A 16882-nucleotide genomic window follows, 5' to 3' on the forward strand; every position below is an offset into this window, starting at 1 on the left:
TAACTCAAACACGTAGCAGGCGAACAGCGCGGCCCTCCGCCTTCCTGGCACCAGTTTTCTGGAGGCGCTTGTTGCCGGTTTACGCGCGCAAAGCCCTATTGCCTTCCGCCGCCCCCGCCATGTCATCCAAAATCGGGCAGTCCGGCCTGTCATCGCCATGGCAGGCGTGGATCAGCTTCTGCAGCGTCGCGCGCATCGACTGCAATTCGCGCACCTTCTCCTCGATCGCCCTGACATGGGCGCTGGCGATTTCGCGCACGTCGTGACTGGCGCGGTCGCGGTCTTGATAGAGCGCCATCAGCTGCCTGCAATCGTCGATTGAAAAGCCGAGGTTGCGCGCCCGGCGCAGGAAAGCCAGCCGGTGGACGTCGTCGCGCGAGTAGTCGCGGTAGCCGTTATCGGCTCGGGCCGGCCGGATCAGGCCGATCTCTTCATAATAGCGGATGGTCTTGGCCGGCAGGCCGGAACGCTCGGCGGCATCACCGACATTCATGGCGCTCTCCCCGATCTCTGGCGGCTATTCCAGCTGCCCCGTTGATTTTGCTTCATAATCCTGTGAGCCCTGTTGCCGAAATGCCGCAGTTCGGCACTTACCAGCAGGGAAGGTCTTGCATATAGGCAGTGCGCGCTTGGCAAGCAAAAGAAATGCCAGCATGAATGATGGCGAGAAAGCGGCCGACTCGTGCCGCTGATATTGAGGCGGGGCGTCGAACCTATCCATGCGCTGGAAGTCACTTGCAATCCTCGCCGCTCTTGCGCTCTCGACCGTCGTCAGCGGCTGCAGCACGATCGGCGGGCAACTCTTCACCAACAACTATGGCGCGATGACCGATGCCGGCTATCAGCTGCCGCGCATCCCGATCGAGAAGGTTCCCGCCAGGTATCACCGCCAGGAAGTGAACTACGATACTTCGGAAAAGCCGGGCACCATCATCGTCGATACCCAGAACAAATTCCTCTACTTCGTCGAGGGTGACGGCCGGGCGATCCGCTACGGCATCGGTGTCGGCCGCGAAGGCTTCGAGTGGCACGGGTCCGCCCATATCGCGCTGAAGCGCGAATGGCCGACCTGGACGCCGCCGGCGCCAATGATCAAGCGCCAGCCCGAGCTCGCCAAATTTGCCGGCGGCATGGAGCCCGGCCTGAAGAACCCGCTCGGCGCGCGTGCCATGTATCTCTTCAACAAGGGCGGCGACATGGGCTACCGCCTGCATGGCAGCCCGGAGTGGTTCTCGATCGGCAAGGCCATGTCGTCGGGCTGCATCCGACTGATGAACCAGGACATTATCGATCTCTACGACCGCACCTCGGTCGGCGCCAAGGTCGTCGTGATGTGATCACGGCGGCCGCGGCCAAAAGCTTTCGTGCGCGGACCGTCTAGGCAACAACAAGACGTCCACAGACAGAAAACCGGGCTGTTGGGGCCCGGTTTTTTGTTGTCTCAGGTGCGTTGGAGAATTCGCTCCGCCGAAACCGCGCCAAGCGGTCAGCGGATTAGATTATCAGGCCACTTGTTCGACCTGTTGAACTTCCGGAACGAAGTGACGAAGCAGGTTCTGGATGCCGTGCTTCAACGTCGCCGTCGAAGACGGGCAGCCGGCACAGGCGCCCTTCATGTGCAGGAACACGGTGCCGTTCTCGAAGCCGCGGAAGGTGATGTCGCCGCCGTCCTGCGCGACCGCCGGGCGCACCCTGGTGTCGAGCAGTTCCTTGATGGTCAGCACCAACTCCTCGTCGGCCTTGTCGTAGAACTCGCCGGTCTGGCTGGTCTCGGTGGCGGGGTTGGCCGACGCCATGACCGGCGCGCCGGACATGAAGTGCTCCATGATCGCGCCGAGTATCGCCGGCTTCAGGTGCTGCCAGTCGGGACCGTCCTTGGTCACGGTGATGAAGTCGTAGCCGAAGAAGACGCCGGTGACGCCCGGAATCTCGAACAGCCGGCCGGCCAGCGGCGAAGCCTGTGCGGCGCCTTCGGCGTCGCGGAAATCGGCGGTGCCTTCGCGCAGCACTTCCTTGCCGGGCAGGAACTTCAACGTCGCCGGGTTCGGCGTCGATTCGGTCTGGATGAACATGGGTATCTCCAGGCCCTTCCCGGGCCGATAGTTTGGAATAATTCTAAATAGGCTCTATCGGCTGGACATTCAAGCGAAACGCGTCGCCCGAACGGCTGGCTGGCGGAATCTTTTGCCCTGGCAAAGCGCTCCGGCCGCGGCAGGTCTATCCTCCGACTTCCACGCTGAGTTGTCCACTCGTCTGCTGGATGTTCACCTCGACCCCGTCGGCCGTCCGCCTGAATTCGAGATCGGCGCTTGCCTCCCCGACCCGCAGCCCGTGAAGCGCGATGCGGGTGACGAGATCGGGCAGCCGCGGCCGCACGATCCGAAGCTTGCCTGCGAAAGCATCTGGCTCCAGGCCGAGGCAAGTTGTCACCAGGAAAGGTACCGCTCCGGCCGCCCAGGCTTGCGGGTGGCAGGCCACGGGATAGTGTACCGGCACCTGGAAATCCTTGCGCGGAAAGCCCGCCATCGCTTCGGGCAGCCGATGGTGGCGGAAGTGCATCGCCGCCTCGGCGATGGCGGTGAAGATCCGCAGCGCCGCGTCGTCCTCGCCATATCGCCGGAAACCGGCCGCCAGCAACGCATTGTCGTGCGGCCAGACGGTACCGAGATGGTATCCGACGGGATTGTAGCGCCGCTCCGCGGCCGAAAGCGTGCGCACGCCCCAGCCGCTGAACATGTCGTCCTGCATCAGCCGCTGCACGGACCGGCGGCCCTTGTCCCGGTCCGCGATACCGGTCCACAACGCGTGTCCGGGATTTGAGGAAACGACCGCGACCTGCCGGCCCCGCGCTTCGAGCGCGAGGGCGAAGGCGCCCCGGTCCTCGCACCAGAAATCGCGGTTGAACCGTGTCCGAAGCCTTTCGGCTTCGCCGCGAAGCTGCTTGGCGCGATTGCGGTCCCCCGTGCGCTCGTAGAGCTCGGCGATGGCGTGCTTGGCGGCAAAGACATAACCTTGCACCTCGACGAGCGCGATCGGCGGCTTGGCGAGGCTGCCGTCGGCCCTGACGATCGCATCGGCCGAGTCCTTCCAGCCCTGATTGATGAGGCCGCTCTCCGATGTGCTCCGATATTTGAGATAGCCCTCGCCGTGCCTGTCTCCGGCCCTGGCAATCCAGCCCAGGGCTCTTTCCACAGGCTCCCGCAGCTCGCGAAAGAGCCCGAGATCGCCTGTCCACGCCGCATGGCGGCCCAGAAGCAGCAGGAAGAGCGGGGTCGCGTCCACCGTGCCGTAGAACCTGGCATGCGGGACATCGCCCGCGCGGGCGAGTTCGCCGACGCGAAACTCGTGCGGGATCTTTCCGGGCTGCTCCTCCCGCCATCGGTCCACGTGACGGCCCTGGTAGCCGGCGAGAAGGCGCAGCGTCTGGGCGGCGATCTCCGGCTGAAAGGCGAGCATCTCAAGCGCGACGATCAGGCTATCGCGCCCGAAAAGGGCGACGAACCACGGTACGCCGGCGGCAAAATACTCCCTGTTGGCCCAATCGGATCTGAGCATCGCGAGATCGCGCAGCGAGCGGTCCATGATGCCGTTGAGCAGCAGGCTGTCGCTGTCGAACTTCGCGTGCCGCTCCAGCCATTCTTGCGAGCCTGCCTGGAGGTTCTCCGCGAGGTTATTGAGGATGATTACCGGCCGCTGGTTCAAATGATCGGCTTCGGCCTCTTCGGAAACTTCCCTCAACTCTATAGTGACCGCTATGGTCCGCGCTTCGCCTGCCGGCACATTGATCCGGAACTCGGCCGTGGTCTCGTGCGTGGCATCGGGTTGAGGCGAGAAGGCGATCGTCGCTGTCCGGCGCAGCCGGTCGGCGCCGTGATAGACAAAATGCAGCCTGCCGTCCCGCCAGGCGGGCCGCTCGGCCCTGCCGAGGTCCTGCCGTACCAACCCGCGCACATCGAAGATGTCCTCGAATCCGGCACGGAATTGCAAGGTCAGCGGAAAGCCATGCGCCCTGTGACCGAAATTCTGGATGGTCAGGACCTCCCGCACGCATGTTTGCCCCGCATCCAGGATGCGCTCCCAGCGGATGCCGAGCTCATCCTTGGGGATCGGTTCTTCCCGCTCGAAATGCAGGTCGGGATTGGTCAGTTCAAAAAGCGCCGCGTAGCCTTTTTGCGCGGTCGAGGCCAGCACGATCGGCGCCACGCCGGCCAGCGCCATCCGATAGCCGCCGAGGAAGCGGCAGTCGTGGAAATAAAGCCCAAAGCCGTGCTCGCCTTTCAAAGGGATCTGCGCGTCGGAGGCGACGACGTAGTAGAGATCGAGGCTCTTGACGGTTACCGCGCCCGCGATGCTGTCGACCATGGCCGGATGGCGCTTGGCGAGCACGCGGTGCCTGCGTCCTCGCTGCGCAGGGGGCGGCTGCCGGGCTTCCTGCTGGGTTCGTGCACACTGCGGGCGGGGTGGCGTCGCGGCGGGTTCGGCCGCTCTGTGTTGCGGCCTCGACGTGCTATTCCGGTTCGTCTCCCGGTTTGATTCGGCCATCAGCGCTCCGTTTGGAACTGTCGCCTCCCGTGACGATTCCAAATGGCGCACCGCAAGCGCGGGCCAAGGGGATATCGCAGGCTGTGGTTGAACGGTTACGCCGAAATAACCCAGAGGCGCCGTCCGCGCGATGCGCCTGCCGGTTTTCGCGGAGGCCTTGGCCGGTCAGGCCAGGCTCTCGATTTCCTCGTCGGAGAGGTTCTGCGGCACCACCGTGACCGGGATGGGGAAGGCGGCGCCCCGGCCGGCCACGGCGCTCACTAGCGGCCCCGGACCTTCCTTGCCGGCGCCGGCCGCCAGCACCAGGATGGCGATGTCCTGGTCTTCCTCGATCAGCTTGTGGATCTCTTCGGTCGGCTTGCCTTCGCGCACCACCAGCTCCGGCTCGATGCCGAGCTTCTGGCGCACCTTGTTGGCGTAGGTGTCGAGCGCCGCGCGCGCGGTGGCGTTCGCTTCCTCGCGCATGATCTTCTCGACGCCCAGCCAATGCTGGAAATCGTCCGGCTCGATCACATAGAGCAGCACCAGCACGCCGCTGGTGCTTTGCGCCCGCTTGGACGCGTAGGCGACGGCGCGCTCGCATTCCGGCGTGTCATCGATGATGGCCAGGAACTTGCGGCGATGGCCGGCTTCACGGCTGAGGCGTTTGGAAACCATGTGTATCTGCTCGGTATCAATTCGGCCGCAATCTGCCACCGCCACGAACCGGCGGCAAGCCGCCGGCCGGCATGGCGACGGAAGTTAGTGCGATCGCGCGGTCAGTCCTGCAGCAGGCCGATGATGTCGCGCACCGTCTTCATCGTGCCTTCGGCGATCGCGCGGGCGCGGTCGCCGCCGTCCCTGAGCACGGCATCGACATAGGCGCGGTCGCCCTCGATGCGGCGCATTTCCGAGGCGATCGGGGCAAGCTTCTCCACGGCAAGGTCGGCAAGCGCCGGCTTGAATACGGAGAACTGCTGGCCGCCATATTCCTTGAGCACATCGGCTTTCGAGATTTCGGCGAGGCCGGCATAGATGCCGACCAGGTTTTCGGCTTCCGGCCGGTTTCCCAGCCCGTCGACTTCGCTCGGCAAGGCCTCCGGATCGGTCTTGGCTTTGCGGATCTTCTTCGAGATGGTGTCGGCATCGTCCGTCAGGTTGATGCGCGACAGGTCCGACGGGTCGGACTTCGACATCTTCTTCGAGCCGTCGCGCAGGCTCATGATGCGCGCCGCAGGCCCGCCGATCACCGGTTCGGTGATCGGGAAATAGCCGTTCACCGTCTCCTCGCCGATCTGCATCTCGACGCCGACACCGAGCGCCGCGATCTTCTCGGAGAAGTCGTTGTTGAACTTCTGCGCGATGTCGCGGGTGAGTTCCAGGTGCTGTTTCTGGTCCTCGCCCACCGGCACATGGGTGGCGCGGTAGAGCAGGATGTCGGCGGCCATCAGGCTCGGATAGGCGAGCAGGCCGAGCGAGGCGTTCTCTCGGTCCTTGCCGGCTTTGTCCTTGAACTGCGTCATCCGGTACATCCAGCCGATGCGCGCCACGCAGTTGAGGATCCACGCAAGCTCGGCGTGCTGCTTGACCCGCGACTGGTTGAAGACGATGTGCTTCTTGGGGTCGATGCCGGAGGCGAGGAACGCTGCGGTGATCGAGCGCGTCTGGTCGCCGAGATCCTGATGCACGAGTTGCGCCGTCAGCGAATGCAGGTCGACGACGCAATAGATGCAGTCGGACTGTTCCTGGAGGGCGACGAATTTCTTGATGGCGCCGAGATAATTGCCGAGATGCAGATTGCCGGTCGGCTGGACGCCCGAAAAGACGAGTGGCTTGAAGGCTGACATAGGTTCCTCGTGGCTTGTGGAGGGCCGTTTCGCGCGCGGCGAAAGTCTTGCGACGGCGCGCTTATGGACGAAGGCGATTGCGGGATCAAGAGGCCAGCCGATTGAGGGCGCCGGCGGCCTGCTCGTCCTGTTCGGGGCAAGGCTGGCTCTGGAGCGCGGGTGAGGCAAGGCGAGGTCGGCGTCGCTACGTGTTGATTTCCCTTTGTAGCTTGCTACATTAAATGAGCTACATAGTTGAATGTGGGCAGCCGCGATGACCATCAACATCAGCAACAAAGAAGCGGACACTCTGACGCGCGCCTTCGCCAAGGTCGAAGGCGTTGGCATCACCGAGGCTATTGTGATCGCCATGCGCGAAGCCTTGGAGCGGCGCCGCAATCGCGAGACGCCGCTGGAAACGGCAGCAAGGCTGCGCGCTGAATACGGGATCAAGCTCAGCGAACGGGCGCGCAACCCGTTGCCGCGCTCGGTCTATGACGAGCTTTCCGGCGACGAATAATGTTCGTCGACGCCGCCGCCATAGTAGCGATGCTGAGTAATGAGGCCGAGGCCGAGCGCTGTGCGAGGGCGGTTATGGATGCTTCGGCTCCGTTCACTTCGGCGATCGTCGTATGGGAAGCCGCAATGGCGCTCGCGCGACCGGAAAAGCTGGCCATACCGGTTGCGAGGAGCGCAGAGATCGTGAGCCGCTTTCTCGAAGAGCGGGCAATTGCCTTGCGCGAGCTTCCGCCCGCGCCCGAAGCAGCATCGCTATCCATCGAGGCCGCATCGCGGTTTCGCAACAACGCGATCCGTCTGAACATGGCGGACTGTTTCCACTACGCTTGCGCGCGCTACTACGCCGTTCCGATGCTCTCCACGGCCGACGAATTCAGGTTCACGGATCTGGAGACTGCTCCGTAACAGGTGGCGCCGCCTTCGAACCGCGCTTGACGTTCCTCCGGAGCATGGCGAAATCGGCGCCGCCGGTGCCGAAAGCGGTGATGAAGTAGAGCGCCGCACCGCCGCCGACGAGCGCGAGCAGTGTCGCCGTCTTGACCACCAACGGCGAGCCGGGTCCAAGCCTTGCGGCGAGGTAGTACTCGGCGAAGTAAAGCGCGACGGCCATCACCACCGCCGACAGCACCAGCCGGGGAATGCGTTTCAAGAGCGGTATGTCGCGGCCCCAGTGGCCGCGCCGGATCAGCATGCCGAGCAGCATCAGCGCGTTGACCCAGCCGGCAACCGCTGAAGCGACAGCGATGCCCGGTGCACCCATCGAGGGGAACAGGGTAAGCGCCGTGGCGACGTTCACGCCGACCGAGATGGCGGCGAAGATCATCGGCGTGCGCGTGTCCTCGCGCGCGAAATAGCCGGGCGTGAAGGCCTTGATCAGCACGAAGGCGGGCAGGCCGAGGCCGAAGATCGCCAGGATCGAGGCGACGATCGGCGTCGAATGGTTGGCGGCAAACGCGCCGCGCTCATAGACCAGCCGCACGATCGGTTCCGACATCACCCACAGCGCCGCCGCCGCCGGCAAGGTCATGAACAGCGTGAACTCGACCGAGCGGTTCTGCAGGTTGGCGGCCTCGATCAGATTGCCCGATTTCAGCGCCCGCGACAGTTCCGGCAACAGCACGATCGCCACCGCCACGCCGACGACTCCGAGCGGCAGCTGGTAGATACGGTCGGCATAGGCGAGCGACGACACGGCGCTGTTCTGCGCCGAAGCGATCGCCGTGCCGATCAGCTGGTTGATCTGCGTGATGCCGCCGGTGATCGCCGCCGGCAGCGCCAGGATCAGCAGCCGCTTGACGTTCGGCGTCATCTTCGGACGGCGGAAGCCGATCGAGATACCGGCATGGCGCACCGCCACCCAGACGATGGCGAGCTGCACGATACCCGCCGCCAGCACGCCCCAGGAGAGCCCGAAGCCGACATCATGTGCGTCCGCTCCGCGGTACCAGGCATAGCCAAGCACGCTGATCAGGATGATGTTGAGGAAGGCGGGTGCGATTGCCGCCGCGAAATAACGGCGCAGCGAGTTCAGCATGCCCGCCATCATGGCGCCGAGCGACATGCAGATCAGATACGGGAACATGATCGTCGCGAGCCGGACGGTGGTCTCGAACTTGCCCGGAATGCCGGCGAAGCCCGGCGCCACCAGGTAGCGCACGATCAGCGGCATCGCCAGTTCCATGGCGATGGTGAGCGCCAGCAGCGCCGAGAACAGCACGCCGAACACTTCCTCCGAAAAGCGCTTGGCGCCATCGGTGCCGTGCGTCTCGATCTCCTTGGCGAACAGCGGCACGAAGGCGGCGTTGAAGGCGCCCTCGGCGAACAGCCGGCGGAAGGTGTTGGGGAACTGGAAGGCGGCGTTGAAGGCGTCGGCGACCGGCCCGGTGCCCAGCGCCGCCGCCATCAGCATCTCACGGCCGAAACCCAGCGCGCGGCTCATCAGCGTGCCGGAGGCGACGGTGGCGAATTTCTTGACAAGGCTCATGCTTGGGATGACTGCCTGCGCAATTGCGTCAAATGGATGTCACTCGGCCGCCGCCTTGGCCTTGCCGTTGCGTTCGGGCGCGTTGCCTTCCAGCGTGTCGATCAGCCGCTTGTGGATGGTGGCGGTGCGGGTCGGGCTGTCGATCTTCTGGCCGGTGAGGTCGGTGACATAGAAAGTGTCGATCACCTTCTCGCCGAAAGTGGTGATGTGGGCCGAGGCGATATCGAGCGAAAGGTCCGACAGCGCGCCGGTAATCTCGGAGAGCAGGCCGGGCCGGTCCAACCCCTCGATCTCGATCACGGAAAAACGGTTCGACAGCGTGTTGCGGATCTCGGCGCGCGGCGGAATGCGGAAGGCCTTGGCGCCGCGCTTCGGCTTGGTGCGCTTCTCGATCATCTCGGGCAGCCAGCTCTTGCCGGACAGCACGTCCTCGATCAGCCGGCCGACGCGTTCGGCCCGCCGCCGTTCGTCCTCGTCGCGGTCGAATTCCCTGCTGATCAGGATGGTGTCCAGCGCCCGCCCGTCCGACGTGGTGAAGATCTGCGCGTCGACGATGTTGCCGCCGGCCCCAGCGCACGCGCCGGCAATCACCGAGAGCAGGCGCGGATGGTCCTGCGCCAGCACCGTGATCTCCGTCACCGCCTCGAACTCATGCGTCTTGACCATGGTGGCGAGCTTCTTGCCGGCCGCGTCCGCCTCGCGGATGAATTCGGCATGGCGCAGCTGGTCGGGCAGGTCGACGGTGAGCAGATAGTTCTCGTAGTGCTGGGCGACATAGCGCTTGCGCTCTTTCGCCGGCCAGGAGGCCAACGCCTCGGCCAGCCGCTCGCGCGCCGCCGCCGTGCGCTCGGCGCGCGAGACTTCCGAGAAGCCGCCGGTGAGCAGCAGCTCGGTCTCGAAATAGAGCGTGCGCAACAACTGCCCTTTCCAGCCGTTCCACACACCGGGCCCGACGCCCCTGATGTCGCAGACGGTGAGGATCAGCAGCAGCTTCAGCCGCTCGACCGACTGCACGATCGAGGCAAAGTCCTCGATCGTCTTGCGGTCGTTGAGGTCGCGCGTCTGCGCCGTCATCGACATGACGAGATGGTTCTCGACCAGCCAGGCCACGGTCTCGGTGTCGGCGGCCGATAGCCCCATATGCGGGCAGATGCGCCTCGCGATCCTGGCGCCGGCTTCCGAATGATCCTCCGGCCGCCCCTTAGCGATGTCGTGCAACAGCACAGCGACGTAGAGCGCCTCGCGGCTTTTCTTCAGCCCCGGCATCAGCGAGTGCGCCAGCGGATGCACTTTCTGGCCGTCGCCGCGCTCGATCTCGGCCAAGACGCCGATGCAGCGGATGAGATGCTCGTCCACCGTATAATGGTGGTACATCGAGAACTGCATCATGGCGACGATCTTGCCGAAGTCGGGGATCAGCCTGCCGAGCAGTCCCGCCTCGTTCATGCGCCTGAGGTTCAGCTCGGCGTTGCGGTCCGACGTCAGGATGTCGAGGAAGAGCCGGTTGGCCTCCTTGTCGCGCCGCAGCGACTTGTTGACCAGGCCGAGCGAGCGGGTGAGCAGCTTCAGCGCATCGGGATGGAACTCCAGCCCATGCTTGTCGGCGAACCAGAAAAGCCTGAGCAGGTTGACCGGATCGCGCTCGAACACGCTGTCGTCGGCAATGTTGATGCGATGGTTGTCGACGATGAAGTCAGACGTGCCGGCAAGCTTGCGCTTGCGCCGCGAGAAGGTGAGGAAGATGCGGTTGAAGCCGGGCACATGCTTGGCTTGCTCTTCCTCGAGCGCCGCGCAGAAGATGCGGGTGAGATCGCCGACATCCTTGGCGACCAGGAAGTAGTGCTTCATGAAGCGTTCGACCGCCGACAGGCCGGGATGCGTGGTGTAGCCCAGCCGCTCGGCGATCTCGCGCTGGATGTCGAAATGCAGCCGCTCCTCCGCCTTGCCGGTGAGGAAGTGCATGTGGCAGCGCACCGCCCACAGGAAATCCTCGGTCTTCTGGAATTCGCGATATTCGGCGTCGGTGAAGACGCCTTTCTCGACCAGCTCCTCGCCGGTGCGGACGCGGTAGAAGTACTTGCCGATCCAGAACAGCGTCTGCAGGTCGCGCAGGCCGCCTTTGCCGTCCTTGACGTTGGGCTCGACAAGGTAACGGCTTTCGCCCGCCTTGGCATGGCGCTCGTCGCGTTCGGCGAGCTTGGCCTGGACATATTCGGGTCCGGTGGTGCGCACCACCTCGTGGTCGAAGCGGGTCAGCAATTCGTCATAGAGCTTGCGTTCGCCCCACAGGAAGCGCGCCTCCAGGATCGAGGTGCGGATGGTGATGTCTGTGCGCGAGAGCCTGAGACACTCTTCGATGTTGCGGGTGGCATGGCCGACCTTCAGCCCCATGTCCCACAGCATGTAGAGCATGTATTCGACGATCTGCTCGCCCCACGGCGTCTGCTTGTAGGGAAGCAGGAACAACAGGTCGATGTCGGAGCCGGGCGCCAATGTGCCCCTGCCATAGCCGCCCACCGCCACGACCGCCATGCGCTCGGCCGCGGAGCGGTTCTTGACCCGGTAGACATGGGTGGCGGCGAAATCGTAAAGCGCCCGGATCAGCTCGTCCATCAGATGCGACAGCCGCTCGGCGCAGGCATTGCCGCCGCCATCCTCCTTCAGCATGGCCTCGGCGATCTTTCGCCCCTCGCCAAGCCTGCCCTTGAGCAGCTGGAGGACGGCCGTGCGCGTGGCCTTGCTCGAGCCGTCGCCGGCGCTCGCCGCCGTCAGCGCCGTCATGTCGCGGCGCAAGGCGTCGCCGTCGATGATTTCGTCGAGTTTCAAGGAGATCTTGGCCATGCGGCGGCGTCTATAGCGTGTTTTCGCGGCGCTGTGTATGGGGGCGGACGAACGCCTTCATAGGCGTGCCGAGAGCGCGATTTACGGACGGACGGCCAAAATCTCCAAAAATAGGAACTGCCCCTTGACCTTCCAGTTACTGGAAGGACTACCTCCGCCTCAATTCGAGAATTTCGAGGCATTTGATCATGAGCAATTCGGACCATAGCCACCATCATGGACACGGCGCATCCTGCTGTTCCGCAAAGAATGCCGCGCCGGCTGCCGAAGCAGTGATTCGCGATCCGGTCTGCGGCATGACGGTCGATCCGGCCGCCGGCAAGCCGACGGCCGAGCATGGCGGCCGGACCTTTCATTTCTGCAGTGACCGCTGCCTGACGAAGTTCCAGGCTGGGCCGGAAACCTACCTGACGGCCACCGATCCCGTCTGCGGCATGAATGTCGACCGCGCGAGCGCGAAACATTTCATCCGCCACGAAGGACAGGGCTTCTATTTCTGTTCGGCCGGCTGCCAAGGCAAGTTCGAAGCCGAGCCGGCAAAATATCTCGCCGGCCGGCCCGAATCGGAGCCGATGCCGAAGGGCACGCAATACACCTGCCCGATGCATCCCGAGATTATTCGCGACAAGCCCGGCTCCTGCCCGATCTGTGGCATGGCGCTGGAGCCGATGGGCGTGCCTTCCGCCGACGAGGGCCCGAACCCCGAGCTCGTCGATTTCACGCGCCGCCTCTGGGTCAGCGCCGCGCTCTCGCTGCCGCTTCTCGTCATCGCCATGGCGCCGATGCTGGGCCTGAGCCTCGAAAGCTTCATCGACGGCCGCACGAAGACATGGGCAGAGCTGGCGCTGGCGAGCCCGGTGGTGCTGTGGGCGGCGTTTCCGTTCTTCCATCGCGGCTGGGACTCGGTGCTCAACCGCAGCCCCAATATGTGGACGCTGATCTCGCTGGGCGTCGGCGCCGCCTATCTGTTCAGCCTTGTCGCGACGCTGTTTCCGGATGTCTTCCCGCATCAGTTTCGCGGCCATGACGGCACCGTGCCGGTTTATTTCGAGGCGGCCGCGGTTATCGTCGCGCTGGTGTTCCTCGGCCAGGTGCTGGAACTCAGAGCCCGCGAGCGCACGGGGTCCGCCATCCGCGCCCTGCTCGACCTTGCGCCGAAGACGGCGCGCCTGATCGGCGCCGATGGCTCCGAGAAGGACGTGCCGCTCGACAGCGTCAAGACCGGAGACCGGCTTCGCATCCGCCCCGGTGACGCAGTCCCGGTCGACGGCATCGTGCTGGAAGGTCGCTCGTCGATCGACGAATCCATGATCACCGGCGAACCGCTCCCCGTCGAAAAGACGGAAGGCGACAATCTTACCGGCGGCACGCTGAACAAGAACGGTTCGCTGATCATGCGCGCCGAAAAGGTCGGTGCCGAGACCACCCTCTCGCGCATCGTCGAGCTGGTCGCCAAGGCGCAGCGTTCGCGCGCCCCGATCCAGGGGCTGGCCGACCGCGTCTCCTTCTATTTCGTTCCCGCCGTCGTGCTGGTGGCCGTCATTGCCTTCATTGCCTGGGCGGCTTTCGGCCCCGAGCCCAGCCTGGCATTCGCCATCGTGTCGGCGGTGTCCGTGCTGATCATCGCTTGCCCCTGCGCGCTGGGGCTTGCGACGCCGATGTCGATCATGACCGCGACCGGGCGCGGCGCGCATGCCGGCGTGCTGATCAAGGAAGCCGCCGCCCTTGAGCGCTTCGCTTCCGTCGACACGCTGATCGTCGACAAGACCGGCACCTTGACCGAAGGCAGGCCGCGGCTGACCGATGTCGTCGCCGCCGAGGGCATCGAGGAGAATGAATTGCTGGCGCTCGCCGCCGCGCTTGAAAAAGGGTCGGAGCACCCATTGGCCGAGGCGATCGTCGAGGGCGCCGCCGAACGCGGCGTCAAGCTTGCCGATGCCGAGAACTTTGAGGCGGCCACCGGCAAGGGCGTTGCCGGAACGGTGTCCGGCAAGAAGGTCGCGCTCGGCAATGCGGCGATGATGGCCGACCTTGGCGTCGACACCGCACCGGTTTCCGCCAAGGCGGAGACGCTTCAGGCCGAAGGCAAGACGGCGATGTTCGTTGCGGTCGGCGGCAAGCTCGCCGGCCTCGTCGCCGTCGCCGATCCCGTCAAGGCAACCACAGCCGAAGCGATCAAGGCGCTGCACGACAAGGGTCTGCGGATCATCATGGCGACCGGCGACAACGAGCGCACCGCCAAAGCGATCGCCGGCAGGCTCGGCATCGACGAGGTCCGTGCCGGCCTGCTGCCTGAACAGAAGAGCACGCTGGTCGAGGAACTGCGAGCGAAGGGTGCCGGCGTCGCCATGGCCGGCGACGGCATCAACGACGCGCCGGCGCTGGCCGGCGCCGATGTCGGCATCGCCATGGGCACCGGCGCCGATGTCGCGGTCGAAAGTGCGGGCATCACTCTGGTCAAGGGCGACCTCAACGGCATCGTCAGGGCTCGCACGCTCGCCCAGGCGACGATCCGCAACATCCGCCAGAACCTGTTCTTCGCTTTCCTTTACAACGTGCTCGGCGTGCCGGTCGCCGCCGGCGTGCTCTATCCGCTCACCGGCACGTTGCTTTCGCCGATGATTGCGGCGGCGGCGATGAGCCTGTCGTCGGTCTCGGTCATCGGCAACGCATTGCGGCTGAGGACGTTGAAACTCTGACCGAAGCTCCCAAATACGACATTCCGTTCGACAGGAGGATATTGGATGACCTTGGCCAAGAAGATTGTGTTGCTGCTGATGGCGACGGGAATGCTGCTGGCGGTGTTCCTCGAAAGCGTTCCGGCGCAGTCCGAGGAGATGAAGCATGACATGTCCGGCATGGCGATGGGCGCGGACAGCCCCGCCACCGTTGGCTACAAGGCGGCCATGGACAAGATGCACAAGGACATGATGGTCAACTACACCGGCAATGCCGATGTCGACTTCGTCCGCGGCATGATCCCGCACCACCAGGGTGCGATCGATATGGCCAAGGTGGTGATCGCTAATGGCAAGGACCCGGAAATCCGCAAGCTCGCCGAGAACGTCGTCAAGGCGCAGGAAGCCGAGATCGCTGAGATGCAGGACTGGCTTGCCAAGCATCCGGTGAAATAATCGCCAGCGCAATCTGGACGAAGGCCAAGGACTTTCTGGATTTCCTGAAATGGCTGTGCTGCGATCGTGCTCCACGCGGAGCAAGCCCCATGTCTTCCAAGCCCATGTCTTCTGAAATCAGAACCACCACTCTGCCGTCCGGCGAAGCCGTTCTGGTGCTGGGTCAAGGCACCTGGAAGACGGGTGAGGATCGCGGCCGCCGCGCCGATGAGGTCGCGGCGCTGAGGCTTGGACTGGACCTCGGCATCACGCTGATCGACACGGCGGAGATGTATGCCGGCGGCGGCGCCGAGGAAGTGGTGGCGGAAGCCATTACCGGGCGCCGCGACGAGACCTTCCTGGTTTCCAAGGTGCTGCCGACCAACGCCTCGCAGGCCGGCGTCAAGCGGGCCTGCGAGAACAGCCTAAAACGGCTCGCCACCGACCGCATCGATCTCTATCTGCTGCACTGGCCGGGCACCGTGCCCTTGGCTGAAACCGTCGAAGCCTTCGAGGCCTTGAAGAATGCCGGCAAGATCCGCCACTGGGGCGTCAGCAATTTCGACACCGACGAGATGGAGGAACTGGTCGGCCTGCCTTCAGGCGGCAACGTCCAAACCAATCAGATCCTCTACAATCTCTCGCGGCGCGGCCCGGAATTCGACCTCGCGCCCTGGAGCCTGAAGCGCGGTATCCCGCTGATGGCCTATTCGCCTGTCGAGCAGGGCGCGCTGGCGCGCAACGCCAGGCTTGATGCCGTCGCCGCCCGTCACAACGCGACCTCCGCGCAGATCGCCCTTGCCTGGGTGATGGCGCAGCCGGGCGTCATCGCCATCCCGAAGGCCAGCCGGCAGGAACATGTCCGCCAGAATGCCGCCGCGCTCGACATCGCTCTGACGGCGGAAGACTTCGCAGACCTCGACCGCGCCTTCCCGCCGCCGACGCGCAAGCGCGGATTGGAGATGATTTAATCGCTCGGCGGAATCCCCAAGCGTGTTCGAGTCCTTCGCAGCGCGCGCGAAAACACACCAGTGTCGTCGGATGCCCTGGCAAGCGTGAGCGCGCCCTGGATGGCAGCGATGGTTTCCTCGGCAAGCTCGGTCGCCTCGGCCAGTCCATGCCCGGACCGGACCAGCGCGTCGGCAAGGTGCGTGACCCAGCGGCCGAAATAATCTCTGATCTGACCGGCGAAGAGATCGCGGGATTCATCCAGCGCGAAGGCGCCGACGAGGCAAACCCGCCGCCCTGAGCGGAAGTAGCTGTCGGTCGCTCCGAGCATCTGTTCGATCCCTGCCCCTGGATCGGCGCTGTCGCGCAAGGGCGCAAAGACATTCTCCTCGAACCAGCCGTCGATGTTGTCGATGACGGCTCGAGCCATCTCTTCCTTTCCGCCGGGAAAGAAATGGTAGAGACTTCCCTTGCCAAGTCCCGTAGCCTCGCCGATCAAGGTCAGGCTTGCGCCCTCATAGCCATGCTCGCGAAAAACCTCGGCCACAATCGCCAGCAATTGATCGCGCTCGGGCGCGATGCGCCGCATGCGCTTCTAGAGTCCCAACGCCGACAGGCCAGGATGGTCGTCCGGCCGGCGGCCGAGCGGCCAGTGGTATTTTCGCTCGCTCTCGGCGATCGGCAGGTCGTTGATGCTCGCCACGCGCCGCCGCATCAGGCCGGCTTCGTCGAATTCCCAATTCTCATTGCCGTAGGAGCGAAACCAGTGACCGCTGTCGTCGTGCCATTCATAGGCGAAGCGCACGGCGATGCGGTTGTCGTTCCACGTCCAGACTTCCTTGATCAGGCGATAGTCGAGCTCGCGTGCCCATTTGCGTGTTAGGAAGGCGACAATGTCGTCGCGTCCGGAAATAAACTCGGCCCGGTTCCGCCAGACGCTGTCCTCGGTATAGGCAAGCGAGACCCGCTCCGGATCGCGGCTGTTCCAGGCATCCTCGGCGAGCCTTACCTTCTGCGCTGCTGTTTCCGCCGTGAAAGGCGGCAATGGCGGACGGCTCATTCGGATCTCCTGTCGATCATCGACCGGATATTGTACCGGACGGTACAATGAGTCAACTGTGAGCCAGGAC

Annotated in this window: 15 protein-coding genes; 6 read left to right on the plus strand and 9 right to left on the minus strand. The window is 64.5% G+C overall.

Going from position 1 to position 16882, the window contains the following annotated elements; all coding sequences use genetic code 11:
* Positions 1 to 79: 79 nt before the first annotated feature.
* Positions 80 to 493, minus strand: coding sequence for a Cu(I)-responsive transcriptional regulator (gene cueR / locus EH240_RS30370; RefSeq protein ID WP_125005504.1), 414 nt, complete (start codon positions 491 to 493; stop codon positions 80 to 82).
* Between the two features lie 226 nt (positions 494 to 719).
* On the opposite strand from cueR, the gene EH240_RS30375 reads away from it, so the two are divergent.
* The gene (locus EH240_RS30375) at positions 720 to 1337 is read left to right on the plus strand and encodes a L,D-transpeptidase (protein WP_125005506.1); all 618 of its coding nucleotides are present in this window, start codon (positions 720 to 722) and stop codon (positions 1335 to 1337) included.
* 165 nt (positions 1338 to 1502) lie between these two features.
* On the opposite strand, the gene EH240_RS30380 is transcribed toward EH240_RS30375, so the two are convergent.
* The 4 genes from EH240_RS30380 to trpS all read right to left on the minus strand — a co-directional run bounded on the left by EH240_RS30380 (position 1503) and on the right by trpS (position 6368).
* Entirely contained in the window at positions 1503 to 2072 is a 570-nt protein-coding gene (locus EH240_RS30380; protein WP_125005508.1) for a NifU family protein, read from the minus strand.
* Positions 2073 to 2217: 145 nt separating this feature from the next.
* Positions 2218 to 4386, minus strand: coding sequence for an amylo-alpha-1,6-glucosidase (locus EH240_RS30385; protein ID WP_167484221.1), 2169 nt, complete (start codon positions 4384 to 4386; stop codon positions 2218 to 2220).
* A gap of 321 nt (positions 4387 to 4707) precedes the next feature.
* Positions 4708 to 5199 (minus strand): universal stress protein, encoded by a 492-nt coding sequence (locus EH240_RS30390; RefSeq protein WP_125005512.1) that lies wholly within the window; start codon positions 5197 to 5199, stop codon positions 4708 to 4710.
* A 101-nt stretch (positions 5200 to 5300) separates the two neighbouring features.
* On the minus strand, positions 5301 to 6368 hold the full coding sequence (trpS, locus tag EH240_RS30395; protein ID WP_125005514.1) for a tryptophan--tRNA ligase: 1068 nt from the start codon (positions 6366 to 6368) through the stop codon (positions 5301 to 5303).
* A 253-nt stretch (positions 6369 to 6621) separates the two neighbouring features.
* Between trpS and EH240_RS30400 the strand changes: the two genes are divergently transcribed.
* Both EH240_RS30400 and EH240_RS30405 read left to right on the plus strand, forming a co-directional pair.
* Positions 6622 to 6867, plus strand: a complete 246-nt coding sequence (locus tag EH240_RS30400; RefSeq protein ID WP_125005516.1) for a type II toxin-antitoxin system VapB family antitoxin — start codon at positions 6622 to 6624, stop codon at positions 6865 to 6867.
* Positions 6867 to 7271, plus strand: coding sequence for a type II toxin-antitoxin system VapC family toxin (locus EH240_RS30405; RefSeq protein ID WP_125005518.1), 405 nt, complete (start codon positions 6867 to 6869; stop codon positions 7269 to 7271). Before EH240_RS30400 ends, EH240_RS30405 begins: the two co-directional genes overlap by 1 nt.
* Here the strand turns inward: EH240_RS30405 and murJ are convergent.
* On the minus strand, positions 7246 to 8850 hold the full coding sequence (gene murJ / locus EH240_RS30410) for a murein biosynthesis integral membrane protein MurJ (RefSeq protein ID WP_125005520.1): 1605 nt from the start codon (positions 8848 to 8850) through the stop codon (positions 7246 to 7248). The genes EH240_RS30405 and murJ overlap by 26 nt on opposite strands.
* A 39-nt stretch (positions 8851 to 8889) precedes the next feature.
* Positions 8890 to 11691: a [protein-PII] uridylyltransferase gene (locus EH240_RS30415; RefSeq protein WP_125005522.1), complete on the minus strand. Its 2802-nt coding sequence runs from the start codon at positions 11689 to 11691 to the stop codon at positions 8890 to 8892.
* 188 nt (positions 11692 to 11879) lie between these two features.
* Here EH240_RS30415 and EH240_RS30420 point away from each other — a divergent pair, with 188 nt between their 5' ends.
* The 3 genes from EH240_RS30420 (at position 11880) to EH240_RS30430 (ending at position 15775) form a co-directional block, all read left to right on the plus strand.
* A complete protein-coding gene (locus EH240_RS30420; RefSeq protein WP_125005524.1) occupies positions 11880 to 14390 on the plus strand; it encodes a heavy metal translocating P-type ATPase in 2511 nt (836 codons plus the stop codon).
* Positions 14391 to 14435: 45 nt separating this feature from the next.
* Positions 14436 to 14825, plus strand: a complete 390-nt coding sequence (gene copM, locus EH240_RS30425; protein WP_125005526.1) for a CopM family metallochaperone — start codon at positions 14436 to 14438, stop codon at positions 14823 to 14825.
* Positions 14826 to 14929: 104 nt separating this feature from the next.
* On the plus strand, positions 14930 to 15775 hold the full coding sequence (locus EH240_RS30430; RefSeq protein WP_125005577.1) for an aldo/keto reductase: 846 nt from the start codon (positions 14930 to 14932) through the stop codon (positions 15773 to 15775).
* On the opposite strand, the gene EH240_RS30435 is transcribed toward EH240_RS30430, so the two are convergent.
* Both EH240_RS30435 and EH240_RS30440 read right to left on the minus strand, forming a co-directional pair.
* Positions 15772 to 16341: a TetR/AcrR family transcriptional regulator gene (locus EH240_RS30435; protein WP_125005528.1), complete on the minus strand. Its 570-nt coding sequence runs from the start codon at positions 16339 to 16341 to the stop codon at positions 15772 to 15774. The genes EH240_RS30430 and EH240_RS30435 overlap by 4 nt on opposite strands.
* Positions 16342 to 16347: 6 nt before the next feature.
* Complete coding sequence (locus tag EH240_RS30440; RefSeq protein WP_167484222.1) at positions 16348 to 16812, minus strand: nuclear transport factor 2 family protein; 465 nt, start codon at positions 16810 to 16812, stop codon at positions 16348 to 16350.
* Positions 16813 to 16882 lie beyond the last annotated feature (70 nt).

This window comes from Mesorhizobium tamadayense (genome assembly GCF_003863365.1).
Taxonomy (GTDB): Bacteria; Pseudomonadota; Alphaproteobacteria; order Rhizobiales; family Rhizobiaceae; genus Mesorhizobium; species Mesorhizobium tamadayense.

Bases quoted from the DNA above. Each gene is read 5' to 3' on its own strand.
- EH240_RS30420 (WP_125005524.1), top strand. From the start codon at position 11,880: ATGAGCAATTCGGACCATAGCCACCATCATGGACACGGCGCATCCTGC.
- copM (WP_125005526.1), top strand. From the start codon at position 14,436: ATGACCTTGGCCAAGAAGATTGTGTTGCTGCTGATGGCGACGGGAATG.
- trpS (WP_125005514.1), bottom strand. From the start codon at position 6,368: ATGTCAGCCTTCAAGCCACTCGTCTTTTCGGGCGTCCAGCCGACCGGC.
- EH240_RS30405 (WP_125005518.1), top strand. From the start codon at position 6,867: ATGTTCGTCGACGCCGCCGCCATAGTAGCGATGCTGAGTAATGAGGCC.
- EH240_RS30415 (WP_125005522.1), bottom strand. From the start codon at position 11,691: ATGGCCAAGATCTCCTTGAAACTCGACGAAATCATCGACGGCGACGCC.
- EH240_RS30375 (WP_125005506.1), top strand. From the start codon at position 720: ATGCGCTGGAAGTCACTTGCAATCCTCGCCGCTCTTGCGCTCTCGACC.
- EH240_RS30430 (WP_125005577.1), top strand. From the start codon at position 14,930: ATGTCTTCTGAAATCAGAACCACCACTCTGCCGTCCGGCGAAGCCGTT.
- EH240_RS30435 (WP_125005528.1), bottom strand. From the start codon at position 16,341: ATGCGGCGCATCGCGCCCGAGCGCGATCAATTGCTGGCGATTGTGGCC.
- EH240_RS30380 (WP_125005508.1), bottom strand. From the start codon at position 2,072: ATGTTCATCCAGACCGAATCGACGCCGAACCCGGCGACGTTGAAGTTC.
- EH240_RS30440 (WP_167484222.1), bottom strand. From the start codon at position 16,812: ATGAGCCGTCCGCCATTGCCGCCTTTCACGGCGGAAACAGCAGCGCAG.
- murJ (WP_125005520.1), bottom strand. From the start codon at position 8,850: ATGAGCCTTGTCAAGAAATTCGCCACCGTCGCCTCCGGCACGCTGATG.
- cueR (WP_125005504.1), bottom strand. From the start codon at position 493: ATGAATGTCGGTGATGCCGCCGAGCGTTCCGGCCTGCCGGCCAAGACC.
- EH240_RS30400 (WP_125005516.1), top strand. From the start codon at position 6,622: ATGACCATCAACATCAGCAACAAAGAAGCGGACACTCTGACGCGCGCC.
- EH240_RS30390 (WP_125005512.1), bottom strand. From the start codon at position 5,199: ATGGTTTCCAAACGCCTCAGCCGTGAAGCCGGCCATCGCCGCAAGTTC.